This is a genomic window from Kitasatospora cheerisanensis KCTC 2395 (assembly GCF_000696185.1).
Taxonomy (GTDB): domain Bacteria; phylum Actinomycetota; class Actinomycetes; order Streptomycetales; family Streptomycetaceae; genus Kitasatospora; species Kitasatospora cheerisanensis.
Genome location: NZ_KK853997.1, coordinates 238,993 through 263,742 on the forward strand (window position 1 = coordinate 238,993; position 24,750 = coordinate 263,742).

24 protein-coding genes and 2 pseudogenes are annotated in these 24,750 nt (G+C 74.9%); 16 read left to right on the forward strand and 10 right to left on the reverse strand.

Going from position 1 to position 24,750, the window contains the following annotated elements; genetic code table 11:
* The 3 genes from KCH_RS01265 to KCH_RS01275 form a co-directional block, all read left to right on the forward strand.
* Window positions 1–1,043, forward strand: a 1,043-nt coding sequence (locus tag KCH_RS01265; RefSeq protein WP_084224129.1) for a serine hydrolase domain-containing protein, incomplete at its 5' end; no start/stop codon positions are given.
* A gap of 51 nt (window positions 1,044–1,094) precedes the next feature.
* Complete coding sequence (locus tag KCH_RS01270) at window positions 1,095–2,183, forward strand: alpha/beta hydrolase (protein WP_035858239.1); 1,089 nt, start codon at window positions 1,095–1,097, stop codon at window positions 2,181–2,183.
* A gap of 159 nt (window positions 2,184–2,342) precedes the next feature.
* The gene (locus KCH_RS01275; protein WP_035858240.1) at window positions 2,343–2,948 is read left to right on the forward strand and encodes an AAA family ATPase; all 606 of its coding nucleotides are present in this window, start codon (window positions 2,343–2,345) and stop codon (window positions 2,946–2,948) included.
* Window positions 2,949–3,086: 138 nt separating this feature from the next.
* Here the strand turns inward: KCH_RS01275 and KCH_RS01280 are convergent, their stop codons facing one another.
* Complete coding sequence (locus tag KCH_RS01280; protein WP_035858242.1) at window positions 3,087–3,986, reverse strand: hypothetical protein; 900 nt, start codon at window positions 3,984–3,986, stop codon at window positions 3,087–3,089.
* A 185-nt stretch (window positions 3,987–4,171) separates the two neighbouring features.
* Between KCH_RS01280 and KCH_RS01285 the strand changes: the two genes are divergently transcribed.
* On the forward strand, window positions 4,172–4,975 hold the full coding sequence (locus tag KCH_RS01285) for an NAD-dependent epimerase/dehydratase family protein (protein WP_063750096.1): 804 nt from the start codon (window positions 4,172–4,174) through the stop codon (window positions 4,973–4,975).
* A gap of 39 nt (window positions 4,976–5,014) precedes the next feature.
* On the opposite strand, the gene KCH_RS01290 is transcribed toward KCH_RS01285, so the two are convergent.
* Window positions 5,015–5,872: a CHAD domain-containing protein gene (locus KCH_RS01290; RefSeq protein ID WP_167573944.1), complete on the reverse strand. Its 858-nt coding sequence runs from the start codon at window positions 5,870–5,872 to the stop codon at window positions 5,015–5,017.
* Between the two features lie 183 nt (window positions 5,873–6,055).
* On the opposite strand from KCH_RS01290, the gene KCH_RS01295 reads away from it, so the two are divergent.
* From KCH_RS01295 to KCH_RS01305, 3 genes are all read left to right on the forward strand, one after another.
* The gene (locus KCH_RS01295; RefSeq protein ID WP_035858244.1) at window positions 6,056–6,823 is read left to right on the forward strand and encodes a transglutaminase domain-containing protein; all 768 of its coding nucleotides are present in this window, start codon (window positions 6,056–6,058) and stop codon (window positions 6,821–6,823) included.
* A gap of 232 nt (window positions 6,824–7,055) precedes the next feature.
* Complete coding sequence (locus KCH_RS36590) at window positions 7,056–7,250, forward strand: hypothetical protein (RefSeq protein ID WP_051652605.1); 195 nt, start codon at window positions 7,056–7,058, stop codon at window positions 7,248–7,250.
* A 196-nt stretch (window positions 7,251–7,446) separates the two neighbouring features.
* Window positions 7,447–8,826 (forward strand): cytochrome P450, encoded by a 1,380-nt coding sequence (locus KCH_RS01305; protein WP_035858246.1) that lies wholly within the window; start codon window positions 7,447–7,449, stop codon window positions 8,824–8,826.
* A 47-nt stretch (window positions 8,827–8,873) separates the two neighbouring features.
* Here the strand turns inward: KCH_RS01305 and KCH_RS43720 are convergent, their stop codons facing one another.
* On the reverse strand, window positions 8,874–9,035 hold the full coding sequence (locus KCH_RS43720; protein WP_341865467.1) for a DUF6191 domain-containing protein: 162 nt from the start codon (window positions 9,033–9,035) through the stop codon (window positions 8,874–8,876).
* A 159-nt stretch (window positions 9,036–9,194) separates the two neighbouring features.
* Window positions 9,195–9,446, reverse strand: a complete 252-nt coding sequence (locus KCH_RS01315) for a hypothetical protein (protein WP_035858248.1) — start codon at window positions 9,444–9,446, stop codon at window positions 9,195–9,197.
* A gap of 126 nt (window positions 9,447–9,572) precedes the next feature.
* On the opposite strand from KCH_RS01315, the gene KCH_RS01320 reads away from it, so the two are divergent.
* Complete coding sequence (locus KCH_RS01320) at window positions 9,573–13,079, forward strand: NACHT domain-containing protein (protein WP_157031825.1); 3,507 nt, start codon at window positions 9,573–9,575, stop codon at window positions 13,077–13,079.
* Window positions 13,080–13,082: 3 nt separating this feature from the next.
* Here the strand turns inward: KCH_RS01320 and KCH_RS38940 are convergent, their stop codons facing one another.
* The 4 genes from KCH_RS38940 to KCH_RS43165 all read right to left on the reverse strand — a co-directional run bounded on the left by KCH_RS38940 (window position 13,083) and on the right by KCH_RS43165 (window position 14,559).
* Window positions 13,083–13,229 (reverse strand): hypothetical protein, encoded by a 147-nt coding sequence (locus tag KCH_RS38940; RefSeq protein WP_167573946.1) that lies wholly within the window; start codon window positions 13,227–13,229, stop codon window positions 13,083–13,085.
* A 126-nt stretch (window positions 13,230–13,355) separates the two neighbouring features.
* Window positions 13,356–13,577 (reverse strand): helix-turn-helix domain-containing protein, encoded by a 222-nt coding sequence (locus KCH_RS46970; RefSeq protein ID WP_425268880.1) that lies wholly within the window; start codon window positions 13,575–13,577, stop codon window positions 13,356–13,358.
* Window positions 13,499–14,158 carry a hypothetical protein gene (locus tag KCH_RS38945; protein WP_051652606.1) on the reverse strand — a complete coding sequence of 220 codons (660 nt, stop codon included), beginning with the start codon at window positions 14,156–14,158 and terminating at the stop codon, window positions 13,499–13,501. The genes KCH_RS46970 and KCH_RS38945 overlap by 79 nt, the downstream gene beginning before the upstream one ends.
* Entirely contained in the window at window positions 14,059–14,559 is a 501-nt protein-coding gene (locus tag KCH_RS43165; protein WP_051652607.1) for a hypothetical protein, read from the reverse strand. The genes KCH_RS38945 and KCH_RS43165 overlap by 100 nt, the downstream gene beginning before the upstream one ends.
* 196 nt (window positions 14,560–14,755) lie before the next feature.
* Between KCH_RS43165 and KCH_RS01330 the strand changes: the two genes are divergently transcribed.
* The 3 genes from KCH_RS01330 (at window position 14,756) to KCH_RS01340 (ending at window position 17,850) form a co-directional block, all read left to right on the forward strand.
* Window positions 14,756–15,286, forward strand: a complete 531-nt coding sequence (locus tag KCH_RS01330) for an RICIN domain-containing protein (protein ID WP_051652608.1) — start codon at window positions 14,756–14,758, stop codon at window positions 15,284–15,286.
* A gap of 113 nt (window positions 15,287–15,399) precedes the next feature.
* The gene (locus tag KCH_RS01335; RefSeq protein ID WP_084223091.1) at window positions 15,400–17,040 is read left to right on the forward strand and encodes an MFS transporter; all 1,641 of its coding nucleotides are present in this window, start codon (window positions 15,400–15,402) and stop codon (window positions 17,038–17,040) included.
* A gap of 171 nt (window positions 17,041–17,211) precedes the next feature.
* Entirely contained in the window at window positions 17,212–17,850 is a 639-nt protein-coding gene (locus KCH_RS01340; protein ID WP_208865906.1) for a TetR/AcrR family transcriptional regulator, read from the forward strand.
* Between the two features lie 84 nt (window positions 17,851–17,934).
* Here KCH_RS01340 and KCH_RS01345 read toward each other — a convergent pair whose 3' ends face one another.
* On the reverse strand, window positions 17,935–18,438 hold the full coding sequence (locus KCH_RS01345) for a helix-turn-helix transcriptional regulator (protein ID WP_035858252.1): 504 nt from the start codon (window positions 18,436–18,438) through the stop codon (window positions 17,935–17,937).
* A gap of 314 nt (window positions 18,439–18,752) precedes the next feature.
* Here KCH_RS01345 and KCH_RS38955 point away from each other — a divergent pair.
* The 3 genes and pseudogenes from KCH_RS38955 (at window position 18,753) to gdhA (ending at window position 22,990) form a co-directional block, all read left to right on the forward strand.
* A pseudogene (locus tag KCH_RS38955) lies at window positions 18,753–20,457 on the forward strand (glycoside hydrolase family 13 protein).
* Window positions 20,458–20,766: 309 nt separating this feature from the next.
* A pseudogene (locus KCH_RS43725) lies at window positions 20,767–21,177 on the forward strand (barstar family protein); the annotation flags it as partial.
* A 433-nt stretch (window positions 21,178–21,610) separates the two neighbouring features.
* Window positions 21,611–22,990 (forward strand): NADP-specific glutamate dehydrogenase, encoded by a 1,380-nt coding sequence (gene gdhA / locus KCH_RS01365; RefSeq protein ID WP_035858261.1) that lies wholly within the window; start codon window positions 21,611–21,613, stop codon window positions 22,988–22,990.
* Between the two features lie 140 nt (window positions 22,991–23,130).
* On the opposite strand, the gene KCH_RS01370 is transcribed toward gdhA, so the two are convergent.
* Window positions 23,131–23,544: an SRPBCC family protein gene (locus KCH_RS01370; RefSeq protein ID WP_035858263.1), complete on the reverse strand. Its 414-nt coding sequence runs from the start codon at window positions 23,542–23,544 to the stop codon at window positions 23,131–23,133.
* Window positions 23,545–23,639: 95 nt separating this feature from the next.
* Between KCH_RS01370 and KCH_RS01375 the strand changes: the two genes are divergently transcribed.
* Both KCH_RS01375 and KCH_RS42115 read left to right on the forward strand, forming a co-directional pair.
* Window positions 23,640–24,248: a hypothetical protein gene (locus KCH_RS01375; protein WP_035858265.1), complete on the forward strand. Its 609-nt coding sequence runs from the start codon at window positions 23,640–23,642 to the stop codon at window positions 24,246–24,248.
* 51 nt (window positions 24,249–24,299) lie between these two features.
* Window positions 24,300–24,750, forward strand: a 451-nt coding sequence (locus tag KCH_RS42115) for a hypothetical protein (RefSeq protein ID WP_035858268.1), incomplete at its 3' end; no start/stop codon positions are given.

Below are 24,750 nucleotides of genomic sequence, written 5' to 3' on the forward strand. Positions count from 1 at the left end.
TCCTCCAGGCGGGCGCGCTGCAGGGCGTCGCCAACGGCTACCCGGGGGTGATCGGCCTGGTCCGCCAGGGCGACACCGTCCAGTACGTGCACGCGGGCGTCGGCGACCTGTCCACCAAGGCGCCCGCCGATCCCGCCGCCCAGTTCCGGATCGGCAGCAACACCAAGGCGTTCACCGCCACCGTCCTGCTCCAGTTGGAGGCCGAGCACCGGCTGTCGCTGGACGACACCGTCGCCGCCTGGCTGCCCGGCGCGGTCGCGGCGAACGGCTACGACGGCAGCCGGATCACCCTGCGCCAGCTGCTCAACCACACCTCCGGGCTGCCCGACTACGCCAAGGACAACGGGTTCGCGCTGGCCTACGCGCTCAACACCCAGCCCACCCGCACCTGGACGCCGCAGTCCCTGGTCGACCTCGGCCTCGCCCAGCACCGGCCGACCGCCGAGCCGGGGCAGCAGTGGAGCTACGCCAACACCAACTACGTGCTGGCCGGGATGGTGATCAAGGCCGTCACCGGCAACGACCCGGCCACCGAGATCCAGCACCGGATCGTCGAGCCGCTGGGCCTGCGGAACACCACCTTCCCCACCACCGACCCGACCCTGCACGGCAATTACCTGCGCGGCTACGAGTACCCGGTGATCGGGATCGCCATCCTCGACGCCACCACCTCCAACGTGCAGGTCTTCGGCGCGGCCGGGGCGATCGTGTCCACCCTGGACGACCTGGCCGCCTTCGGCCGGGCCCTGATGTCCGGCCGGCTGCTGCCGCCCGCGCAGCAGGCCGAACTCACCACCACCGTCCCCGTCGGCACGGACGGGAAGATCGGCTACGGGCTCGGCATCATCCACCAGCAACTGCCGTGCGGGCAGTGGGCCTGGGGCCACAACGGGGCCGTGCTCGGCTACTACAGCGACTGGTACGCGAACGACGACGGCAGCAAGCAGGTCGTCCGCGCCAACAACGAGTACCACCTGCTCGCCCCGACCAAGGGCCAGCAGGACACCTCCAAGGCCACCGCCGACGCCTACTGCGCGCTCTAGCCGGAGGCCGGCACCGCTCCCGTTCCCGACCCGACTCCGGAGGACCCGCACATGAGCTTCTTCCCCGCCTGGTACCGCCGGGCCAGGACCCTGGCCGCCGCCACCGCCGCCGCGGCCCTGGCCGCGCTGCTCGGCGCCGCACCCGCCCACGCCCAGGACGACGCGCCGCCCGTCCTCGCCGACGGCTTCGGCCTCACCCAGGTCGGCCGACCGGTGGTGCGCTCCAGCACCGACTTCACCGTCACCGTCACCACCGCCCGGCTCTCCGGCACCCACCGGATCCGCATCCTGCTCCCCCGCGACTACGCGGCCCAGCCCGAGCGGCGCTGGCCCGTCAGCTACTTCCTGCACGGGGGCGGCGGCTCCGTGGACGACGCCTCGGCCGCGCCCGCGCTGCACTCCGACAGCATGATCACCGTCGTGCCGGACGGCGGACTGAAGAGCTGGTACGCGAACTGGGTGATGCAGCGGACCCCGGTCGGCGCGGCCGACTGGCAGACCTTCCACACCGAGCAGGTCGTCCCGTTCGTCGACGCCAACCTGCGCACCCGCGCCGACCGGTCCCACCGGGCCGTCGTCGGCCTGTCGATGGGCGGCTACGGCGCCCTGCACTACGCCGAGGCCCGCGCCGACCTGTTCGGCCACGTCGCCGCGCTCTCCGGCGGGATCGACTTCGGGATGGCGGAGATCCGCGCCGCGGTACTGGCCACCGAGCTCAACCTGACCGGCGCGTGGTGCGCCGTCAGCACCTCCAGCCCCGCCGGCACCGGGCAGTGCACCGGCTACGGGGCCGTGGTCGACAGCGACGCGATCTTCGGCTCGCCCTACCCGGTGTTCGGCGCGGACCACGTCTGGAACGAGGTCGACCCGGCCGCGCTCGGCAACCTGGCCCGGCTCGCCGAGACCGACATCGCCCTCTACACCGGCAACCAGGGCCCGATCGACCACTTCACCGCCCTGGCCTCCGCCACCGTCAAGAGCCGCCTCGACCAGCTCGGCATCGCCGGCCGCCTGGTCGACTACGGCAACGGCTCGTCCCTCTCCCCCACCTGCGACGGCGGCCACAACTACGGCTGCTGGGCCCCCGCCCTCGCCGACTACGTCCCCCGCCTCGCCGCCTCCTTCGACCAGGCCGCCTGACCCCTGCCGCCCGACGCCTTGCCGCCGGCCCCACCCCGGGCCGGCGGTCTGCCGGCCCGGCAAGGCGGCTGACGCCCCCTCACCAACCGGCCCGTCCGCGGGGCGGGCGCCCCGCACCCCGCCCCGCGGGCGGCTCTTCGCGTCGCCTACGGTGGGGGCATGCGCAGTGATCATCATGCTTGGGACGTCCTGCTGATCGGCGGTGCCTCCGGTGTCGGCAAGAGCCGGGCCGCCGCCCTGCTGGCCGGGGCCCGCGGTGCGTTCACGGTCGAGTTCGACGATGTCGTCGCGGCGCTCCAGGCAGCCACCACCCCGGCCACCCACCCGGCGCTGCACCGCTTCGCGGCCTACCGCGACCCGGAACGGGACCTGGGCGCCGAGCGCGTGCTGGAGTTGCAGATCGCCACCGCGCAGGCCATGGACGAGGCCGTGCTCGGCGTCGTCCGCAACCGGCTGAGCGTGCCGGTGCCCGCCGTGGTCGAGGGCGACTACCTCACCCCCGCCGCCGCGGTACGGGCCGCCGCCGAGGCCGCCGGGCAGCACCGGCGCCTGCGCGCGGTCTTCCTCCACGAGGGCGACCCGGCACGGATCGGCGCCAACTACGCCGACCGCGAGCCGCACCTCGGCCCCCAGCCCGCCCGCGCCGCGGTCAGCGCCGCCTACTCCGACTGGCTCGCCGCCGAGGCCCGCACCCACGGCCTCCCGGTGGTCGACTGCCACCCCTACGACACCCTGCCGCAGCGCCTGGCAGCCGCGCTGGCCTGAGGATCGGCGGTGGCGCCGACGCGGACGGCCGCCGACGCGGGCGAGGAGCACCGCCGGCGGCCGTCCGGGGCATCACGGCGCCCGGCACGCTGCCAGGCCCACCGGAGCGTGCCAGCGCCGCACCTATATGACATGCCGTCAGCCCGCCGCCGGCCGCTCGCGTTCTTCGGACGAAGCCCGACCGGCCAGGGTCAGGCACAGCCAGGGGGTCGCGGCGGCGAGGCCCGCCAGTGGCCAGCCGAGCCAGGGGGACGGCAGGGCGAGTCCGACGTAGGCCGCGGCGGCGGCACCGAGGGCCAGCAGGGCGAGCGAGGGCAGGTGGACGTCGGGGCGGTAGCGGCGCCAGGCGTGGATCCGCGCCCGGGAGTCGATCGTCACGATCGGCGTGAATACCAGGCAGACCGCGCCGAGGCCGAGGATCCAGATCAGCCCGAGCCCGTCCACCGTCATCTCCCGCTCCGCGCGGACGCCCAACTCCGGCGCGGTGGGGGCGAATCGGGCGGTCACCAGGTCGCCCGCGTGCGGCCTGCCGTTGGTCTCCACCTGGGTGGTGACGGTGCGCGGCCCGGCCGCGTACGGGACTTGGAGGTCGACGGTGGTGCGGAGGACGCGGCGGCGGTTGACCCGGCCGAGCTCCTCGGACTCGGAGCGGACCGCGACGATCGGCAACTGCCGTTCGACCCCGCCGGCCTGCGCGATCCGGCGGAGCTGCCGCCCGTCGGCCTGGTCCGGCCCGTTGGCCTGGGCGAGCGCCGCCACGGAGGCGAGCACCATGCCTATCCCGATCAGTCCGGCCAGCAGCCAGGACGGCCGTCCCGCCCCGGTGTCCTTGCGCAGCGGCGCCCGCCGCCGGTCGAGCGCTGCTGCCGCCAGCCAGCCGAGCGCGCACAGCACCGCGACGGCGCCCGGCAGCACCCGCTCGGCCGTCCCGGCCGCCTGCCCGGAGGGCAGCAGCGCCACCGCCGTCCCGTGCCCGGCCGCGAACACACTGCTCAGCACGGCCGCCCATCCGGTGACCCGGGTCCATCCGCGCGCCATCGCCCCTCCCCCGCCTACGTGTTGCCGTGCACTGAACCACGCCCGCCCACCATGATCAAGTGCCGGTCCTCCGGGCACGGACGGCCCCGCCCTTGATCGGGTCGAGTCCGGTGACCAGAATGCGGAACACCCGATCGTCCGGGACGCCTGAAGGGACGGACGGTCCAGAGCAACCAGGAGGCACGGTGCGGCTGGGTACGGTGGCGCTGACCGGCGCGGCGGGGAACATCGGATCCGTGGTGCGCGCGGCGCTCCGGGGCGAGGCGGAGCGGCTGATCCTGCTGGACCGGGTGCCGCTGCGCGCCGAGTCCGCCACCGAGGAGGTCCGCACCGTCGAGCTGCGCGACGCGGACGCCGTCGAGGAGGCGCTCGCCGGCGCGGACCAGGTGCTCCACCTGGGCGGCCTGCCCGACGAGGCGTCACTTCCGGACCTGCTGGACGTCAACGTCCTCGGCACCCACCACGTCCTGGAGGCGGCGCGCCGCACCGGCATCCCCCGGGTGGTGCTGGCGAGCAGCAACCGAGTGACGGGCTTCCACCCGGCCGGGCACCTCACCGGGCCGCAGGATCCGGTCCGCCCGGACGGGCTGTACGGCGTGAGCAAGGCGGCCGTCGAGGCGCTCGGGCGGCTCTACGCCGACAAGTTCGGCCTGTCGGTCGTCTGCCTGCGCATCGGCAGCTTCGAGGCCGCCCCCACCGAGGCCCGGCACCTCTCCACCTGGCTCAGCCCGCGCGACGCCGTCGGCTTCGTCCGGGCCGCCCTGACCGCCCCGCCGACCGTCCGCTTCGCCACCGCGTACGCCGTCTCCGCCAACTCCCGCCGCTTCTGGGAACTCCCGGACCCGTCCGTCCTGGACTACACCCCCGTCGACGACGCCGAGGCCCACGCCGCCGACATCCCGGGCGCCGACGCCCCGACCGACCCCGCCGCCCCGCAGGCCGGCCCGTACGCCCTCCCCGAGTTCACGCTCCGTCACCTGCGAGCCTGACGGCAGCGCAGGCCACGCAGGCCACGGCCTGACGGTCCGTCACCGCATCCGCTTCACTCGGCGCTCCGCCCGCTTCCACGCCCGGGGCAGCAGCTCCCGCGCGAACGCCGCCTCCGCCACCTCGCGGCCGAACAGCACCCCGTAGCCGAAGCCGCCGTCCGAGAGGCCCCGCACGGCCTCGCGGGCGACGATCGCGTCCTGGTGCCGGCCGAGGACGTCCTGCAACGCCTTCATCCGGCGGGTGAAGCTGCGGGCGGCGCGGCCGGCGGTCTCGCCCGCGTAGCGGGCGCGCTTCGCGGCCTTGCGCGCGTCGTGCAGGGCGTGTTCGCGGGCCGCGCCCTCGGGGGCGTTCTCGGCGGCGGCGAGCCGTTCGACGGTGCGCCGCTGTTCGTGGCGGAGGGTGCGGGTGAGTTCCCGGCCGGCGGGTTTCGCCGCGCGGGCGCCGAGCGGCGGGTCGGCGGCGAGCGCGCCGAGGTCGGCGAGCAGGTCGCGGAAGCGTCGGCCGTCGAGGGCGGCGAGCACGGCGGTGCGGGCCTCGCGGGCCTCCCGGCGGTGCCAGGTGGTGAGTTCGGCGAGGACCCGTTCGCGGTCACCGCCCGCCGGGAGGTCGCGGGCGTGGCCGAGCAGGCGTTCGCCGAGCACTTCGGCGTCGCGGGCGCGGCCGAGGCTCCGGCCGAGCAGCCGCAGCTCGTCCTCGATGTCGGTGTGGTCGCCGGCCAGGTGGCGGCGGTGGGTGCGCAGGACGCTGCGCAGGCGGCGGGCGGCGATCCGCATCTGGTGGACGGCGTCGGGCCGGTCGGCGCGGACCTCGGGTTCGAGCTCGGTGAGCCGCGCGATCAGGGTGCGCAGGCGTGCGGTGAGGACGTCCCCCGTGCTGCCGTCGATCCGGTGCGCCACGTTCGCCACGTCCTTCCGTGCTGTCCAGGGTAGGCCGACGCCGGGGGCTCCGGGCGGAGCGCCGCGCCGCCGGCCGGGCGACGGTCCGTCAAGTGCCGCCCGCCACTGTCCCGCCCTTGCACTTGAACGCGTTCAACTTTCCTGGAAGGCTGGGCGGCGCACCCGGACGGAACGAGGACGGTCATGACGAGCACGCTGCTGATGCCCCGCCGGTACGACCGACGGGCGACCGCCCCCGCCGCGACGGCCGCCGGCAGCACCGCGCCCACCCGGGTCCTCGACCTGACGCACCCTCGGGTCCGCGCCGCCGTCGCCGCCCTCGGCTCGCCGCCCGCCGCCGGGGAGACCGTCGCGGCGCTGCGGCGGGCGCACCGCTGGATCGCCGGCGCGGTCCGGCCGGTCTACTCGATCGACGAGGAGCGCCCGGTGTCCGAGGTGCTGCGGACCGGCCGGGGCTCGTGCAGTCAGCGGATGGCCGTCCTGGAGGCGGTGGCCCGCAGTTGGGGCGTGCCGACCCGGGTGCGCGGCCTGCTCGTGGACGGCCGGTTCTGGTACCCGCGCTTCCCCCGTCTGCGCGCCCTGGTGCCCACCGAAGTGGTGCTCGCCTGGCCGGAGTTCCTCCTCCCGGAGCGGCCCTCGGACGACCCGTGGCTGCCGATCTCCGCCCTGTTCGCCGACACCCCGGCGACCGGCCGCACCGGTGAGCCCTTCACCAACTCCGGCTCCGAGACCCTGTTCGAGGCCCTCTCCCGCACGGCGGTCGACTGGGACGGCACCGCCACTGCCGCCTGCCCCACCACCGGCCCGTGCGACCTCTCCGCCCACGTCCGCACCGACCTGGGCCACTTCGACTCGCGCGACGCCCTCTTCGCCCGCCACGGCCAGACCCTCTGCCCGGCCGCCCGCCTCCTCGCCGAACCCTTCCTCTCCCGCCACCCCGCCGCCCACTGATGCTGCGTCGCCCCCCGCTCATCACCCCGGAGTCAGCCCTCCGTCCCGCCGCCGGCCGCCCCTCTCGCCCCCAACTCCTGGGCTACTGAACCCCTCTGAACCGGACTACCCTCGCAGGGCGGCGTGCTCGGGCTCGCGACGGGGGCGCTGCGCGGCGCGACGGTCCGGGTCGGGCCGCGGGAGGGCGCGCTCTGGCAGCGGTACCCGGCCCGGACCTTCTCCCTTCGGCCTGATGGCCGGGTTCTCGGTGCTCGCCGAGCGCGCGGGGCTACCGTCGGACGCCCGGCCGCTGCAACTGTCCAGCGGCGTCGGCTTCCTGGGCGGGGCGCTGGTGGTGGGCCGGCGCGGCGTCACCTCCGGTGTGCTGCTCGCGCCGGAGCGCCGGGGCGCGTCCGCGCTGCTCGGCTCCGACCGCGTCCGCCGCTGACGCGTGAAGAACAGGTGCCGCACGCCGAACCCAGGGAGCGGCGCACCCTCCGACTCCCCGTCAACTCGCGGAGTCCGCAGCCACTCCGCGAACCTGCGTTCGCACTCCCCCGCCGCGCCCGGACCCCGCCCGGGCCGCCGGGCGGCGGGCCGCGCGTCGCGGCCGGGGTCCGGTCCGCGCTGCCTACCGTGGAGGAATGCCGCCGTCGCCGCCGCCACCGACCTACTCCGCCGCCGTCGCACCGGGCGCCCTGCCGCTGGTCGGGCACGGGCTCCGGCTGCTGCGCGGCTCGGCGGGGTTCCTGTCCTCGCTGCACACGCACGGCGACCTGGTGGCGGTGCGGCTCGGGCCGACGGCCGCTCAGGTGCCGTGCCACCCGGACCTGTTGAACCGGGTGCTGGCCGACGACCGGCTGTTCGACAAGGGCGGGGTGTTCTACGAGCGGGCCCGGGACGTGGCGGGCAACGGCCTGGTCACCTGCCCGCACCGGGACCACCGCCGGCAGCGCAGGCTGGTCCAGTCCGCCTTCCGCCGCTCCCAGTTGGAGCGCTACGCGCACGCCGTGCAGGTCGAGCTCGCGGCCGTCACGGGCACCTGGCGGGCGGGCGACGTGATCGACGCCTTCCCGGTCTGCTACGGCCTGGCGCTGCGCACCCTGGGCCGGACGCTGTACTCCACGGCGATCGACGCGAGGCTGGCACGCAGCGTGGAGCAGGCCTTCGACACGGTGCTGAACGGCCTGTTCCGGCAGATGTTCCTGCCGGGGCCGGTACGCCGCCTGCCGCTGCCGGCCACCCTGCGCTACCACCGGGCGCTGGCCTACCTGCACGACGCCACCCGGCAGTTGATCGCCGACTACCGGGTGGCCGCACCCGTCGGCCGCAGCGACCGGGCCGACGGTTCCGAGCCCGACCTGCTGTCCGCACTGCTCGCGGCCCGCGACGAGGACGGGGCGCGACTCACCGACGCCGAGGTGCACGACCAGGTGATCACGCTGCTGGCGGCCGGGACGGAGACCGTCGCCGCCACCCTCACCTGGGCGCTGTGGCGGATCTCCCACCACCCGGCGGCCGAGGAGCAGGTGCGGGCCGAGCTGGCGGAGGTGCTGGCGGACGGGCGCGCGCCGGGGTGGGAGGACCTGCCGAGGCTCGGCGCGGTCGACCGGGTGGTGTCGGAGACGCTGCGGCTGCACCCGCCGGGCTGGCTGTTCACCCGGGTGACGACCGCGCCGACCGAACTCGCGGGCCACCCGCTGCGGGCGGGCACCACGCTGGTGTTCTCCCCGGCGGCGGTGTCCCGGCACCCGGCCGCGTACCGGGCGCCCGCCCAGTTCGATCCGGACCGCTGGCGGCCGGAGCGGGTCACGCCCGCCGCCCGGCTGGCCTTCCTGCCGTTCGGCACGGGGGCCCGCAAGTGCGTCGGCGACCTGTTCGCCCGCACCGAGTGCGTCCTCGCGCTGGCCACCCTGCTGTCCCGCTGGCGGCTCCTCCCGGAGCCGGACGCCGATCTGCGGCCGGTCCCGCTCGCCACCGTCCTGCGCCCGCGCCGCCTCCGCCTCCGGATCTCCACCCGCTGACGGCCCGCCGACGCACCGCCCGGCCCTCCGCGCCGCCCGACGCACCGTCAGCCCTCCGCCGCGCCGGGACGGCGGAGCCGGGCGGTTCCGGCGGCCAGGTCGATGCCGGTGCGCGGGGGTGCGCCGTCGTGCTCGTCGTCGCGGAGCACCAGTTCGATCCGGCGCTGCTCCAGCTGCACCCGCTTGCCCGCGTACAGCAGGGCGTGCAGTTCCTCTCCGGCCTGCGCGCCGACGCCGCGTTCGGCGCCGGCGGGCCGGTTCTGCGGGGCAGGGTCCGTCGGGCCGCCGAGGCCGCGAACCCCAGCAGCACCAGTGCCGCGGGGAACACCAGACTGCCCATGACCGCCACCACTGCCACCATGTCGGCCTCAACGCCCGGCGTCACGGCGGGAGTTCCCGGGCCGGGCCGCCTTCGCCTCCAGTTCGGCACAGGCCCGCACCACCTCGGCCCGGCCCTGCCGGGTGGCGCCGGTCAGGGCGCCGAGCACGCGCCGGGTGCGTTCCTGTTCGAGCCGGATCGCGGTGCGGTGGCGGATCCAGGCGCGGGCGACGGTCGCCGCCGCGCTCGCCGCGCCGAGTACGGTCAGCACCACCGGATCGCCGGTGTCGAACACTCCCATGGTCGGTCTCCCCGCTCGTCGGTCGGTGGCCGGACGGCCGGATTCCAGGCTCTTGCGGGGCGTCAATTTCCCACTAGGCTACGGAAACTCGGAGAAATTCAGGGGTCGTGACCGAGCGGGGAGGACATGCCAGCGGGGCGTCCGCCGAAGGACGAGCAGGTGCGGTACCCGGAGTTGCTGGAGCTGGCGTCCTGGTTCCGGCAGGCGCTGGTGAGCGCCGGCTACGGCACCCCGAACGCGTTCGTCCGGACCGGTTTCGCCGGCAAGGCGGCGGTGTACGGCGTGCACAACGCGTCGCGGCTGCTGACCCTGGAGTTCACCAAGGCGCTCGCCACGGCGCTCGGCCGGGATCCGGCCGAGGTGGTGCCGATCTGGACCCGGGCGAAGGACGCGCGGGACCGCGCCACCGCCGCCGAGCAGCAGTCCTCCCGTCCGCGCCTGACGTCCTGGTCGGAACTCCCGCTGCCGGCGCTCGCGTTGCGCAACCTGCTGGAGGCGCAGTCCCGTTCCGCCGACCGGCTGCCGTACGACATCCTCGACGTCAAGGAGCCGCCGCTGTCCGCGATCTACGTGCGGCAGCAGATGCGGGCCGCGGTGCCGGCGGGCCGGGAGGCCGCGGGCCCCGAGGTGCACGGCACGCCCGCGGTGGGGTCGGACAGCTCGCACCCGCCCGCCTCCTCCTCGGAGCGGGACACCGTGCTGCCGCTGAGCGAGATCTTCGAGCGGCCGGGGCACCTGCTGGTCACGGGCGAGCCGGGTTCCGGCAAGTCCACGCTGACGAACCACCTGACCTGGCTGCTGTCCCGGGTCTGGCTGCGGCAGGAGAGCAGTCTGGCCGCGCCGGCCACCGAGCCGCTGGTGCCGTTGCGGATCGCCGCCCGCGCTCTGGTGGAGCACTCCGGCTCGTGGAGCGCCGCGCTGTGCGACGCGGCGAGGGACAGCATGGGCCACAGCCTGGTCGCCGAGGCCGATCCGGGGCTGTTCACCGGCCGGGTGCAGGGCGCGCAGTGGCTGGTGCTGGTCGACGGCCTGGACGAGATCACCGACCGGCAGGCCCGGGCGCAGCTGATCCGGGTGATCGCGCAGCACGCCCGGTCGGACGGCGCGTACCGCTTCCTGGTGACGACCCGTCCGCTGCCGGAGATCGAGCTGACGCCGCTGCGCGGCGCCGCGTTCAGCTCGTACCGGATGGAGCCGTTCAGCCGGGCGGAGCTGCGCAACTTCGCCACCCAGTGGTTCCGCGCGCAGGACCGGGGCCCGGAGGAGACGGAGGCCGCGGCCTCGCGGTTCCTGCGGGAGACCGAGGACGGGCGGCTGAGCGAGCTGGTGCAGAATCCGCTGCTGGCGACCATCGCCGCGGTCAGCGCGACGATCGACCCGCAACGGCCGCTTCCGGCGAACCGCTTGAGTCTCTACCAGCTGTTCCACGACCACCTGGTGAGCCGCGGCGCGGTCGGCCGGGACGGGCGGGACGGCGAGCTGGCGGGGTGGGTCCGGCGGGTCCGTGAGCAGCTGGTCGGCGCGCTGGCCCGGCACCGGATCGAGAGCGACAGCTCGCTGGAGGCGGCGGCCCGCCGGTGGGTGCGGGAGCACCGGCCGGCGGGGCTGGCGCTGACGGGGCGTTGGGAGGCTGAGCTGCGGCACCTGCTGCTGGGCACCGGCCTGCTCGTCCCGCAGGGTGACGACCTGCGGTTCCTGCACCATTCGTTCGCCGAGTTCCTGGCCGCCCGGTCCTACGCCGAGGAGATTCCGCCGGATTTCCCGGAGCTGGACAGCTGGGCGGGGAAGGGGATGGGCGAGGCGGAGCACACCCTGGCGCTGTTCACGTTCTGCCTGTGGGCGGAACGGCCGGACTGCGACGCCGACCTGATCGTCGCTCACCTGCTGCGCCGGATGATCGACGACAGGGATCCGGTGAACCTTGCCGGTCTGCTGGTCGCCGAAGGCGTGCGGGTGAGCGGGCGGACGTGGTCGGAGATCCTGCGGCGGCTCCAGGACAGTGTCCGCAACCAGGACGACGAGTCGGCCCTGCGGGAGGCGTTCGCCACGCTGTCCGCGCTCGCGGACCGGCCGGGAACGGCCGACCGGCTGCGGGCGCTGGCGGCGAGCCGGGTGTTGTCGGTAGCCCAACGCCTGGGCGCGCTGGAGGCCTTGAGCCGGGTGTGCGCGCCGTCGGAGGCCGAGTCGCTGCTCGCGGACATCCTGCCCGGGACGTACGAGGAACTGCCGACCGCGGCCCGGATCTCGCTGTCCCTCGGCACGACCGCCCAGCAGGCGGTGCTGGCGCGAACCCGCTCCGTCCGGGAGGGGATCCGGGCCGACACCTGGGAGACGGCGATCGCCGCCGAGGCGCTCGACGTCCTGGGCGAGGCCGACCGGGTCCGGGAGCTGGCCCGCGAGGTGCTCGCGGATCCGTCGGCCCGCTCCGGCGACCTGCAGCGGGCGGCCAGGGCCTGGCTCGCGTCCTCCCAGGGCCGTTGCGCGGACGAGGTGGTGGCGGCGGCGCTGGACCGGCCGGTGTTCGACTCCAACGGCCGTGATGTGCTGGCGCGGACCCTGGAGGAGTCCGGGGAGCCGGCCGCGGCCGCCCGGGTTGCCGAGAGCATCCTCCGCTCCGACCGGATGCCGGCCCTGCCGCTGAAGAACGCGGCGGGCATCTGGGCCCGGGTGCACGGCAAGGAGCGTCCCGAACCGGTGCTCCACGCCTTGAGGAACGCCACCCCGGCGGCCGGCCAGCCGCCGTATCTCGCCGCCTGGCTCACTCGGGCGGCCGCCGAGACCGGCCGGTCCCTGCTGGCGGTGGAGTGGGCCAGGCAGGTGCTGTCCACACCGAACCGGCCCACGCACGAGACGCACCTGGTGGTGTCGGCCTGGCTGGCCGCCGCGGGCAGCTCCGCGGCCCCCGACATCATGGCGCTGCTGCGCCATGGCGAGGACCTCGATCCGTACGAACGTCCGCGCTGCGCACGCGAGTTGCTGGACGCCGGGGCGACTGCCGAAGCTGCCGTGCTGGCCTCGCTCGCGCTGCGCACGCCGCTGTTGCCCGAGTCGTACTACAAGGACGCCGCCGGCGTGCTGCTCAAGGCCCGGCCCGCAGAGCTCGGGCCGCTGGTGGAACAGGTCCTGGCGGAGGAGCCCGGGCCCCACCAGGACTGGGTGGCGGGCGTCCTGTCGGTGCTGGACGTGTCGGCCGGCGCCCTGATCCCGCTCGCCGTGGCGCTCGCGCACCGGCTCCTCGCCTCCCCGGCCGCCGGCGGCCAGCAGATCTTCACGGCGCTCGGCACCCTCGTCGAGGCCGAGGGGCTGGACTACCTGCCCACCGCGATCCGCACCGCCAAGACCCGCACCCGCGTCTCCGTCTCGCAGATCCGTGCCCTCGCCAAGGGGCTGGCGAGCTTCGGTCTCCGCGAGGCCGCCCTCGAGTGCTGGCGGCACGCGCTGGAGATCCTCTGGCTGCCCAGCGACCAGGAGTTGGAGCTGCTCAACGACATGCTGGTGGCCGGCGCCGGCCAGGAGGCGGCGTCCTGGCTGCGCGAGATGATCGCCCGGCCCGGCCTGGACGAGCAGGCCCGGCTGCGGCTGCGGCAGATGCTGGCCTGGCTCGGCCCGGCACTCGAACTCGACCCGCGCTGATCCTCAACGCGCCGTCAGGTCGCCGCTCCCGAGCGCCCGGTGGGCGAGCCACAGCTCGTGGACGGCCGTCGGCGGGCGCAGCAGGGCGCGGTCGAGCAGGGTCTCGATCCGGGCGAGGCGTTTGCGGACGGCTGCCGGCGAGAGGCCCAACTCGCGTGCGGTGGGGCGGTCCGGGCGTCGTGGTGGAGCCAGCGGGCGAGGGTGTGCGGCAGCGCGGGCGGGGCGGCGCGCAGGGCTGGAGCAGGTGCCGGGCCCAGTCGGCGGTCTGGGGGCGGGTCAGCAGCCGGTCCAGAGTGGGCGGCTCGGCGGCGGGCGGCGGCGTCTCGGGGTGCAGGCGCAGGGCGAGGCGAGGGTGGCGCGGTCGGCGAGGCGGTGCGGGTGGAGGTGCAGCAGCCGGTGGAGGTGGGTGAGGCGGGCGGTCAGGGTGTTGCGGTGGATGCCGAGGCGGTTCGCGGCGTCGGCGGGGTGGTGCAGCCAGGCGGCGGCGGTGGCGAGCAGGGCGGGCCGTCGGGGTCCTGGGGGCGGGCGGGGCGGTGGGTGTGCAGCGGGGCGAGGGCGGTGGCGGCCCAGTGGGCGCCGTCCGGGCCGAGGGCGGTGGCGAGGTCGCGGGGCGGGGTGTGGGCGGCGCGGCGTTCGGGGTGCCTGCGGGCGGCGGCGAGGGCGTGCAGGGCCTGCCGGTGGGCGGTGGCGGTGTCGCGCAGCGGGACGGCGTCGCTGATGCCGACGTGGCAGGTGTCGGCGACGGCGGGGTGGTGCAGCCAGGCGGCGGACGGGCGGCTGCCGTCGGCGGGTTCGAGGATCAGGGTGCGGCGGGCGGCACCGGGTTCGCGGCCGGCCCAGGCGTGGGCGGCGGTGGCCCGGTCGGCGGCTTCCCGGCGGGCGGCGGCGGGTCCTTCGACCGCGTACAGCCGGACGGTGTCGGGCAGTTCGCGGCGCAGGGTGCGGGCGAGCCGGCGGGCGACGGCGATCTGACCGTCCATCAGCAGGTGCAGGACGGCTTCGCGGGTGCCGGTGTCGGCGAGTCGGGCGCGGTGGGCCTGGCGGCGGCCGTGTTCGGCGTCCCAGGTGAGGCTGAGCACGGTGGCGGCGTCGGCGAGCAGGACGGGCAGTTCGGGCGGGGCGGGCCGGGGGCGACGGCGGCGAGGACGGGCGGGCGGGTGCCGGGCCGGCCGGGCAGGGTGACGACCAGGCAGGTCAGGGCGGAGGATCCGACGGCGGCGGAGCCGGCGGCGCGGGTGGCGGCTTCGCGGACGGCGCTGCGGGCCAGGGCGCGTTCGGCGGTGCCGACGGGGGTGGGCGGCGGGCAGGCGTCGGTGCCGGTGGGGTGGAGCAGCAGCACGCCGGCGCGGGTGCGGGCGGCGAGGCGGCGCAGGACAGCGGCGGTGCCGCCGCGGCGGCCGGCGGCCTGGAGGTCGAGCACGTCGTCGGCGCGGCGCAGGCGTTCGAGGGTGCGGCCGGCCGGCGGGGACGTCTCGCGCATGTCGCTTCCCCCGCGTGACATCCGAAGTCGATTCGGGTCCAGGCTATCCGCGCCGCGAGCCGGAGATCAACACGCTCGGTGTGCAGTGCGACACCCTCCGGGCCCGCTCACCGGGCGGTTCGGCACCGGACCTGACGGCGGGTCGGCCCTAGGTTGGCCGGGCACCGCACCCAGCAGCACCGATCGGGAGGACCCCATGACCCGCAGGACCGGCTTCGGCCGTCTGCTCACCGCCGCCGGCGCCGTCACCGCGCTGACCGTGTCGCTCGCCCTGACCTCGACGGGCTCGGCCTCGGCCGCCAGCGACTTCCTGGGGAACCTGAGGAGCAACGCCACCAACCAGTGCCTGGCCAACGACGGCGGCGGCAGCGGGAACGGCACCCTGGCGATCCAGTGGAGCTGCAACGGCAACAACGACCAGCTGTGGACGTTCGAGAACACCGGCGGCGGCGCCTACGAGATCGTCAACAACTGGGGCAAGTGCCTGGAGGCCCCGGGCTGGACGACGACGGCGGGTGCCCAGCTGGGCCAGTGGGACTGCCTCGGCAACGCGAACCAGGTCTGGTACATCGACAACTACATGACGGCGGACGCCTGGAAGATGCGCTTCCGGAACAAGAACTCCAACCTGTGCGTCAGCGTGCAGGGCGGCAGCTCCGCGAACCGCACCCCGATCATCCAGTGGTACTGCAACGACGCGGACGACCAGCGCTGGCACACCGCCTGACCGCGGTGAGCCGGCCGGGGCGGCGGTGAGGACCGACGGCCGCTCCCTCCCTGGAAGCCTCGCGCAGAAATGCGTTGTACACCGTAGAAGAGTTCCTCTACGGTGTACAACGCATGCTCGTCCGCGCGTCCGCTCTGGGGGTTCCTCTCTTGTCACAGCCATCCGTCCCCGCGACCGCCCCGCACCCGCGCCGCTGGGTGATCCTGGCGGTGGTCTGCCTGGCCACCCTGGTGGTCCTGCTCGACAACACCGTGCTGAACGTGGCGATCCCGTCGCTGACCGAGGAGTTGGGCGCGGGCACGGCCGACGTCCAGTGGATGATCAACGCCTACGCGCTGGTCCAGTCCGGCCTGCTGCTGACGGCCGGCAGCCTCGCCGACCGGTACGGGCGCAAGCGCGCCCTGCTGGCCGGGCTGGCGCTGTTCGGGATCGGCTCCGCCACCGCCGCCTTCGCCCAGTCCTCCGGGCAGTTGATCGCCGCCCGGGCCGGCATGGGCGTCGGCGGGGCGCTGCTGATGACCACCACCCTCGCCGTGGTGATGCAGGTCTTCCAGGGCGCCGAGGTGCCGAAGGCGATCGGCATCTGGGGGGCCGTCAGCTCGCTGGGCTTCGCCGGCGGCCCGCTGCTCGGCGGCGCGCTGCTGGCGCACTTCTGGTGGGGCTCGATCTTCCTGATCAACATTCCGGTGGCGCTGATCGGCCTGTTCGCCGTCACCCGGCTGCTGCCGGAGAGCCGCGACCCGGCCGGCCGCCGGCCCGACCTGCCGGGCGCGGTGCTGTCCACCGTCGGCATGGTCGGCGTGGTGTTCGCGATCATCTCCGGCCCGGTGGACGGCTGGGGTTCGACCAAGGTGCTGCTGTCCGCGGCGGTCGGCGTGCTCGCGCTGGGCGGCTTCGTCGCCTGGGAGGCGCACACCCCGACGCCGATGCTCGACATGGCGTTCTTCCGCAACCGCCGGTTCAACGGCGCGGTCGCGGGCGGCATCCTGAGCGCCTTCGGCATGGCCGGCTCGCTGTTCCTGCTCACCCAGTACCTGCAACTGGTGCTCGGCTACCCGCCGTTGGAGGCCGGCCTGCGGATGTCCCCGCTGGCCCTGGTGATCGTGGCGCTCAACCTGACCGGCGTCGGCGCCCGGCTGCTGCCGAAGACCGGCTTCTCCGGCGCGATCGCCATCGGCATGGCGCTGCTGGCCGGCGGCCTCGCCGTGATCGCGGTGACCGGCTCGGCGCACGGCTACGCCGGGCTGCTGGCGGGCCTGCTGCTGATGGGCTGCGGCATCGCGCTCGCCACCCCGGCGATGGCCTCCGCCCTGATGGGCGCGATCCCGCCGGAGCGGGCCGGTGCCGGCGCCGGCCTGCAGGGCACCGCCACCGAGTTCGGCGGCGGCCTCGGCGTGGCCGTGCTCGGCGCGGTGCTCGGCTCGCGCTTCGCGGCGGGCCTGCCCGACGCGGTGCCCGGCTCGGCGGCCCGGTCGCTGCCGGAGGCGCTGGCCGCCGCGCCCGACGACGGCGCCCGCGCCGCGGTGCGGACGGCGTTCGCCGACGGGCTGACGTCCAGTCAGCTGATCGGCGCGGCCGCGGTGCTGCTCGGCGGCCTGCTCTCGGCGGCGCTGCTGTACCGGGCGGACCGGCCCGCCACCCCCGCCGCCCGGCCCCGCAGCCGGAGCCCTCACCTGCGGCTTCGCCGAGCTGACCGGCCGCCGACCGTCCCCGGGCCCGCGCACCTCGCGCGGGCCCGGGCGCGTACCGTGTAGGCACCTCAAGCCCGGTCCGCCGGTACCCCGGAACGCGAAGGAGCAGCGTGGCCGTCAAGCGCGCCTCACAGGTGAAGAAGAGCGTGTGGCTCACCCCGCAGCCCGCCCGGGCCGCCGCGGCACCCGCGCGGCGGGGCCGCCGCCGGCGGCGCGGGCGGCCTGGACCGCGAGGTGATCGTCGCGGCGGCGGTGCGGCTGCTCGACGAGCAGGGCGAGGCGAAGTTCTCGATGCGCGCGCTGGCCGCCCGGCTCGACGTCACGCCGATGTCGCTGTACTGGTACGTCGCCGACAAGGACGACCTGCTGGAGCTGGCGCTCGACGTGGTGGCGGGCGAGATGGAACTGCCCCGGACCAGCGACGGCCTGCGCTGGCAGGACGGCCTGCGGGCGCTGGCGGTGACCTGGCGGGCGGCGATGCTGGCGCACCCGTGGGCGGTGCGGATCTACAACGACTACCTGAACATCGGGCCGAACTCGATGCGCTTCTCGGCCCGTGCGCTGGAGATCTCCCGGGAGTCGCCGCTGCCGGAGCCCGACGCGATGGCGGCCCTGTCGGCGATCTTCCAGTACGCGTACGGCTTCACCGCCACCGAGGTCAACTGGCAGGAGAAGGCGGGCGCGGCCGGCACCACCACCGAGGGGCTGATCGAGGAGATCACCGAGGCGGTGCTGGAGATCCCGGGCGTCGCCGAGTCGGGCGTCGTGACGGAGCGGCCGAAGGAGCCCGAGGCGGTGCTGCGCGAACGGCAGTTCCACCGCGCCCTGGACTGGATGCTGGCCGGCATGGCGGCCGGCGTCGCGGCGCCTTGAGCGAGGGGTCGGCGCCTTGAGCGAGAGGCTGGTGCCTTGAGCGGGGGGGTTGGAGCGCACCGCCCGCCCCTCGGTGCGGACGTCCTACGTGAACTCCTGCTGGCAGCGCTCCAACCAGTCGAGTTCCGCCTTGAGTTGCAGCACGGCGCCCTCGATCAGCAGCCGGGACGCGCCGTGCCCGCGGGAGCGGTCGGCGCTGGCGTGCAGCCCGCGCAGGGTGGCCAGGCAGTGCGAGCGCTGGACGTCGATCAGGGTGCGGCGGTCGGCGAGCCGGGTCTGCGGGGCGAGCACCAGCTTCAGGAAGAACTCCTCGCGGACCTTCGCGCCCTCGGACGGCCGGGCGAACCAGTCGGCGAGTTCGCGCCGCCCGGCGTCGGTCAGCGCGAACACCCGCTTCGCGGGGCGGCCGTCCTGGGCGACGTTCCGACCCTCGATCAGGCCGGACTTCTCCAGCCGGCCCAGCGTGATGTACACCTGCCCGTCGTTGGTGCGCGGGTAGGCCGGGCCGAAGGTGCTCTCCAGGGCGCGGCGGAGCTGGTAGCCGTGCGCGGGGCCCATGGCGAGCAGTGCGAGCAGGGGTAGCCGCACGCGGGTGCCTCCTTGAACGTCCGGGGGGTGCGCCGGGCGGTCGGACCGTGGTCGGCCGTGCGCCGGGCGGCGCTCCTGGGCGTTGCCCTACCCCGATGCGCGCCCGCTTATTCGTCCGGAACCCGCCCCGGATCGGTCCAGGTGGTGGCACCCTGTGGCGCAGGAAGTGACATCAGTCCCGGCAGTCTCCTGGACACACTCTCTGGCCTATACCTAACATGCAGGTATCTCCGAGGAACTGACGGCCTGTCAGCAAGGCCGGTTCCCACACCTGCCAGCGCGACCTCCCTCGCGCGCTCCCGTGAAGGTGACGCATGATCACGTCCGTCGTCCCCGGCGATCCGCCGCGCCCCGCCGAGGTCCCCGGCCCCTCCGCCGCCGCCCCCGGGGAGCGCCAGCTCCCCGCCGAGCAGACGGCGCCCGCCGCCCCCGACTCCCTGTGGTGGCGGGACGCGGTGATCTACCAGGTCTACGTGCGCAGCTTCCAGGACTCCAACGGCGACGGCATCGGCGACCTGCCCGGGGTGCGCGCCCGGCTGCCGTACCTCAAGCGCCTGGGCGTCGACGGGATCTGGCTGAACCCGTTCTACCCGTCGCCGCAGCACGACCACGGCTACGACGTGGCGGACTACAAGGGCGTCGACCCGATGTTCGGCTCGCTGGAGGACTTCGACCTGCTGGTCGAGGACTGCCGCAAGCTCGGCCTGCGCCTGGTCCTGGACACCGTGCCCAACCACTGCTCCACCGAACACCCGTGGTTCCAGGACGCGTTGCTGGCCGCCCCCGGCAGCCCCGAGCGGGCCCGCTTCCACTTCGCGGACGGCCGCGGCACCGACGGCGAACTGCCGCCCAACAACTGGCGGGCGATGTTCGGCGGCCCCGCCTGGAGCCGGATCACCGAGCCGGACGGCACCGCCGGCCAGTGGTACCTGCACATGTTCACCCCCGAGCAGCCGGACCTGAACTGGCGCAACCCCGAGGTCCCGGACGAGTTCGAGAAGGTCCTGCGGTTCTGGCTGGACCGCGGCGTGGACGGCTTCCGGATCGACGTCGCCGCCGGCCTGTTCAAGCACCCCGAACTCCCCGACTCCCCCGACCCGGAGGCCGACGAGCGCACCCGCGACTCGGTCAACCCGCTGGCCTGGAACCAGCCCGAGGTCCACGACGTGTGGCGGTCCTGGCGGGCGATCTGCGAGGAGTACACGGCCCAGGACGGCCGGCAGCGGCTGCTGGTCGGCGAGGCGTCCGTGCCGACGCCGGCCGAGCAGGCCAAGTACGTGCGGGCGGACGAGCTGCACCAGGCCTTCTTCTTCCACCTGCTGCACGCGCCGTGGGACGCCGAGCACTTCCACCAGGTGATCGACGCGGCGGTGCGCGACATCACCGCGACCGGCTCCACCGTCACCTGGGTCCTCAACAACCACGACCAGGTCCGCACCACCACCCGCTTCGGCAGCCCCGAACGGGCCCGCGCCGCCGCCCTGTTGATGCTCTCGCTGCCCGGCGCGGCCTACCTGTACCAGGGCGAGGAGCTCGGCCTGCCGGAGGTCGACGACCTGCCGGACGACGTGATCACCGACCCGATCTTCTTCCGCACCGGCAGCCGCAAGGGCATCCGGGACGGCTGCCGCGTCCCGCTGCCGTGGTCCGGCAGCGAGGCCCCGTTCGGCTTCGGCCCCGAGGGCTCCGCCCCCACCTGGCTGCCCCAGCCGCCGTCCTTCGCCGCGCACACCGCCGAGGGTGCCCTCACCGACCACACCTCGCCCTACCACCTCTACCGCGAGGCGCTCCACCTGCGCCGCCTGCTCCCCCAGCTCGGCGAGGGCACCCTCCGCTGGCTGGAGACCCCGCCCAACGTCCTCGCCTTCACCCGCGGCGACGGCCTCCTGGTCGCCATCAACTTCGGCACCACCCCGCCCCCGCCCCCGTCACCGGCACCCCCTCCTCTCCTCCTCCCCCTGCCCGCCCGACACCCTCCCCCCGGCCACCACCGCCTGGTGGATCCAGCCCCGCCCCTGACGCCGCCCCGGCCCGCCGGATACCCTGCCCCGAGCGCACACGAAGGGGGCAGGACGTTTGGCGGGCCACGGCATCGGCGGGCAACTGATCGGCGACGAGCTGGACGAATCCTGGGGGCACGTCCAGGAGTTCGTCGACCTGTTCCAGGGGTACGACGACTCGGGCGACGAGCGGTACCGCTGGGACGTGCAACTGCTGGGCTGCGCGCCCGCGGGTTCGCTGCTCGCCGCGCTCGCCCGGATCGGCACCCCGGAGGCCGAACTCGAGGGCTGGGCCTTCCTGCTGCCGCAGGACGCCAAGGGCCGCCGGATGGGCCATCTGTCGCTCTACCAGCTCACCGTGCTGGCTGCCCGGCCCTCCGCGCGCGGCGCCGGGCTCTGGGACATCACCGTCGAACTCCAGGGGGACCACCTCTCGCCGGCCTACGAACGGCCCTGGCGTCTGCGGCACTCGGGCTCCCTCGACCGCCCCGGTCTCTGGCACGGCCTGGACCGGGCGGGCCGGACGGCCTGGGCCGGTGCCGCGCTCTTCTCCCACCGGCCGCGACCGCACGAGCAGCAGTGGCCGCCGCACGGCCACTACCGGATCGACGGCCGGCACATCGTGGACGAGTACGCCTTCTACTGCGCGCTCGGCGAGGCCGTGAACGGCCCCGGCGGCTACTTCGGCTGGAACCTGGCCGCCCTGGAAGACTGCCTCCGGCTGCCCAGCTGGGGCGGCGCGGAGTCCGTCACCCTTGAGTGGGAGCACTCCGGCCCGAGCCGCGCGGCGCTCGACGCCGAGCCGATGGATCCGGACGAGCCCGAACGCGGATCGGTACTCCGGATCATCGACGAGATCTTCGAAGACAACGGCGTCACCGTCCTGCCGCGCTGAGCACCGGCGGTCACCGGACCTGCACGATGCGCCGGGTTCGGGCTTCCGGCGGCGCCCGGCGGCCGGATTCACCTGATCGGGGTGTTCACATGCTGGACACGCTGTCGATGAATCCAGGTCAGCACTGTGACAATGGCCTGGACCATAGGTCCCACCCCGCCGCGCGGCGCGTGTCAGGCGCGTCGGCGGCGATCCTCAACGGCGAGGAGGACCAAGGGCGGCCCCCGGGACGGGGGCGCCCTCGTGCACCATCCGATCCACGGAAGGTTGTGCCTTGATGCCGGCCACCCACAGCTCTGCCGCGTCCACCGACGCCGGTGCCCGCCTGATCGAGCCGCTGTACCAGGAAGTCCTGCGTCGGAACCAGGGCGAGAACGAGTTCCACCAGGCGGTCCGCGAGGTCCTGGAGACGCTCGGCCCGGTCCTGCAGCAGCGCCCCGAACTCGTCGACGCGCGGATCATCGAGCGGGTCTGCGAGCCCGAGCGGCAGCTGATCTTCCGCGTGCCGTGGTCCGACGACAAGGGCGACATCCACGTCAACCGCGGCTTCCGGGTGGAGTTCTCCTCCGCCCTCGGCCCGTACAAGGGCGGACTGCGGTTCCACCCCTCCGTCAACCTCGGAATCGTCAAGTTCCTCGGCTTCGAGCAGATCTTCAAGAACGCCCTGACCGGCATGCCGATCGGCGGCGGCAAGGGCGGCTCCGACTTCGACCCCAAGGGCCGCTCGGACGCCGAGATCATGCGCTTCTGCCAGTCCTTCATGACCGAACTGCACCGCCACCTCGGCGAGTACACCGACGTCCCGGCCGGTGACATCGGTGTCGGCGGCCGCGAGATCGGCTACCTGTTCGGCCAGTACAAGCGGATCACCAACCGCTACGAGTCCGGTGTGCTCACCGGCAAGGGCCTGGGCTGGGGCGGCGCGCAGGCGCGCACCGAGGCCACCGGCTACGGCTGCGTGATGTTCACCGAGGAGATGCTGCGCACCCGCGGCGAGAGCCTGGCGGGCCAGCGCGTGGTCGTCTCCGGCTCCGGCAACGTGGCGATCTACGCGATCGAGAAGGCCCAGCAGCTGGGCGCGACGGTCCTCACCTGCTCCGACTCGACCGGCTACGTGGTCGACGAGAAGGGCATCGACCTGGCCCTGCTCAAGGAGGTCAAGGAGACCCGTCGCGGCCGCGTCTCCGACTACGCCGAGGCGCGCGGCTCGCACGTCAAGTACGTGGCGGGCACCGGCGTCTGGAACGTCCCCTGCGACGTGGCGCTGCCCTGCGCCACCCAGAACGAGCTGCACGAGTCGGACGCGCTGGCGCTGGTCCGCGGTGGCGTGAAGGCCGTCGCCGAGGGCGCCAACATGCCCACCACCCCGGAGGCGGTGCGGGTGTTCCAGGAGGCCGGCGTGGCCTTCGCGCCCGGCAAGGCCGCCAACGCGGGCGGTGTCGCCACCTCCGCGCTGGAGATGCAGCAGAACGCCTCCCGCGACTCGTGGACCTTCGAGCACACCGAGAACCGGCTCGGCGAGATCATGAAGCACATCCACGACTCCTGCTTCACCACCGCCGAGAAGTACGGCAGCCCCGGCAACTACGTGGTCGGCGCGAACATCGCCGGCTTCGAGCTGGTCGCGGACGCGATGCTGGCCCAGGGCCTGATCTGACGTCCGGTCATTGAGCGGGGCCCGGACCACGGCGGTGGCCCGGGCCCTTCTCGTACGCCCCCGCTCGCACTCCCCCGCCCGGACGCCCCGCTCGGACGCCCCGCTCGCACTCCCCCGCCCGGACGCCCCGCCCGGACGTCTCAGCCGCGCAGCAGCCTGCGCAGCGCCCGGCGGAACACCACGCGGCCGCACCAGGCGGTCGGCCGGTCGAACAGCGCGGGCAGGACGCCGATCCGCAGGTCCTCGCACCAGCGCACGGCCGTGCCGCCCCGGTGGGGCCGGAGTTCGATCTCGGCCCAGCCCGTCACCACCGGCCCGCGCTTGACCAGCCGGCACCGGCCGGGCCCGCCGTCCTGCGGGGGCTCCCAGCGGGCGACGTCCATCACGTCCGCGAAGCCGAGCCGGCCGAGGCCGGTGCGCGCGACCACCGTCCGGGTGTCGCCGGTGACGGTGGTGAACGGCACCGCGTCGCCGTGCCGGGGCCAGTCGGTGAGGCGTCGCCAGGTCTCCTCGGGCGACAGCGCCACTGCTTCCACGATGCGGAACTCGGTCATCCGGTGATCCTATCCGCGGGCCCCGGCCTGCGGTAGCTTGGGCCGTCGCGCCGGGCAGGGCGCCGCTCGCACGGGGGAAGGGGTGACGGCCCGTCATGGCCGAGCAGAGGAAGCCCGACCGGACCAAGTACCGGCCCACCCCGAAGCGCGGCGAGCGCCTCCCGTCCGCGCCGCGCCCCGGGGTGTTCGCCCTGCTGCTCCCGCTGCTCGGAGCCGCGCTCGGGGTGGCGCTGCTGCTCGCCGGGGCGGCTGCGGTGCAGCAACTCGCCGACCAGCACCGCCGACCGGAGCTGCGGATGACCGTCGACTCGTGCAGCACCGTCCACCGGTACCGCAGCGGCGTCACCACCTGCCACGGCAGCCGCGACCCGGGCAGCACCGACGTCCTCGGTGCGCGGCTGCTGCTGCACGACGCGCCGAAGGAGTACGCCGGCGGCACCGTGGTGACGGTGCGCTGCGACCGGGACGGCAGCTGCGACCTCCCCACCGTCGGCCGCCACGTCCTCGCCCTCGGCCTCACCGTCCTCGGGCTGCTCGTCACCGGCTCGGGCCTGCTGGCCGTCACGGTCCGCGCCGTCGACCTGTTCGCACCGCACCGCGCCGAACTCCTCCGCAGCCGCCGCGCCCACCGCGCCACGGCGGTCGCCGCCCTCGCCGCCGTCCTGCTCACCGTCGCCGGCCTGCTGGCCCACCTGTTCGTCTGACGCGGTAGCTTGGGCCCGCACATCGGTTCGGGTGGGAAGTGAGGGGCCGTCATGCCCCAGCAGCAGGACAGGAAAGCGCGCGGACGCGGCTCGAACCGCTCGACCTGGGTCCGCCTCCTCGCGGCCCTGGTGGTGGCCGCCCTCGGCGTCGCCGTCCTGGTCGTCGGCCTCGCCGAGCTCCAGGCCCTGTCGGATGCCCGCCAGCGGCCCGAACGCTCCCTGACCGTCGCCTCGTGCAGCACCGACCGGCGCACGATCCGCACCGCCGTCACCACCTGCCGCGGCACCGTCGACAGCGCCCCCGTGCGGCTGCCCGACGCGCCCCGCGCCTACCCGGAGGGCACGGTGCTGACGGTGCGCTGCGCGGGCGACGGCACCTGCACCACCCTGACCCTGCACCACTACGCCCTGCCGGTCGCCCTGCTCGGGCTCGGCCTCCTCGCCGCCGGCGCCGGGCTCGGCAGTCTCACCGGGCGAAGCCTCGACCTGTTCGCGCCCGCCC

Coding starts and splice junctions, on each gene's coding strand:
- KCH_RS01270 (WP_035858239.1), top strand. CDS start 1,095: ATGAGCTTCTTCCCCGCCTGGTACCGCCGGGCCAGGACCCTGGCCGCC.
- KCH_RS01275 (WP_035858240.1), top strand. CDS start 2,343: ATGCGCAGTGATCATCATGCTTGGGACGTCCTGCTGATCGGCGGTGCC.
- KCH_RS01280 (WP_035858242.1), bottom strand. CDS start 3,986: ATGGCGCGCGGATGGACCCGGGTCACCGGATGGGCGGCCGTGCTGAGC.
- KCH_RS01295 (WP_035858244.1), top strand. CDS start 6,056: ATGACGAGCACGCTGCTGATGCCCCGCCGGTACGACCGACGGGCGACC.
- KCH_RS36590 (WP_051652605.1), top strand. CDS start 7,056: ATGGCCGGGTTCTCGGTGCTCGCCGAGCGCGCGGGGCTACCGTCGGAC.
- KCH_RS01305 (WP_035858246.1), top strand. CDS start 7,447: ATGCCGCCGTCGCCGCCGCCACCGACCTACTCCGCCGCCGTCGCACCG.
- KCH_RS01315 (WP_035858248.1), bottom strand. CDS start 9,446: ATGGGAGTGTTCGACACCGGCGATCCGGTGGTGCTGACCGTACTCGGC.
- KCH_RS01320 (WP_157031825.1), top strand. CDS start 9,573: ATGCCAGCGGGGCGTCCGCCGAAGGACGAGCAGGTGCGGTACCCGGAG.
- KCH_RS43165 (WP_051652607.1), bottom strand. CDS start 14,559: ATGCGCGAGACGTCCCCGCCGGCCGGCCGCACCCTCGAACGCCTGCGC.
- KCH_RS01330 (WP_051652608.1), top strand. CDS start 14,756: ATGACCCGCAGGACCGGCTTCGGCCGTCTGCTCACCGCCGCCGGCGCC.
- KCH_RS01335 (WP_084223091.1), top strand. CDS start 15,400: ATGCTCGTCCGCGCGTCCGCTCTGGGGGTTCCTCTCTTGTCACAGCCA.
- gdhA (WP_035858261.1), top strand. CDS start 21,611: ATGCCGGCCACCCACAGCTCTGCCGCGTCCACCGACGCCGGTGCCCGC.
- KCH_RS01370 (WP_035858263.1), bottom strand. CDS start 23,544: ATGACCGAGTTCCGCATCGTGGAAGCAGTGGCGCTGTCGCCCGAGGAG.
- KCH_RS01375 (WP_035858265.1), top strand. CDS start 23,640: ATGGCCGAGCAGAGGAAGCCCGACCGGACCAAGTACCGGCCCACCCCG.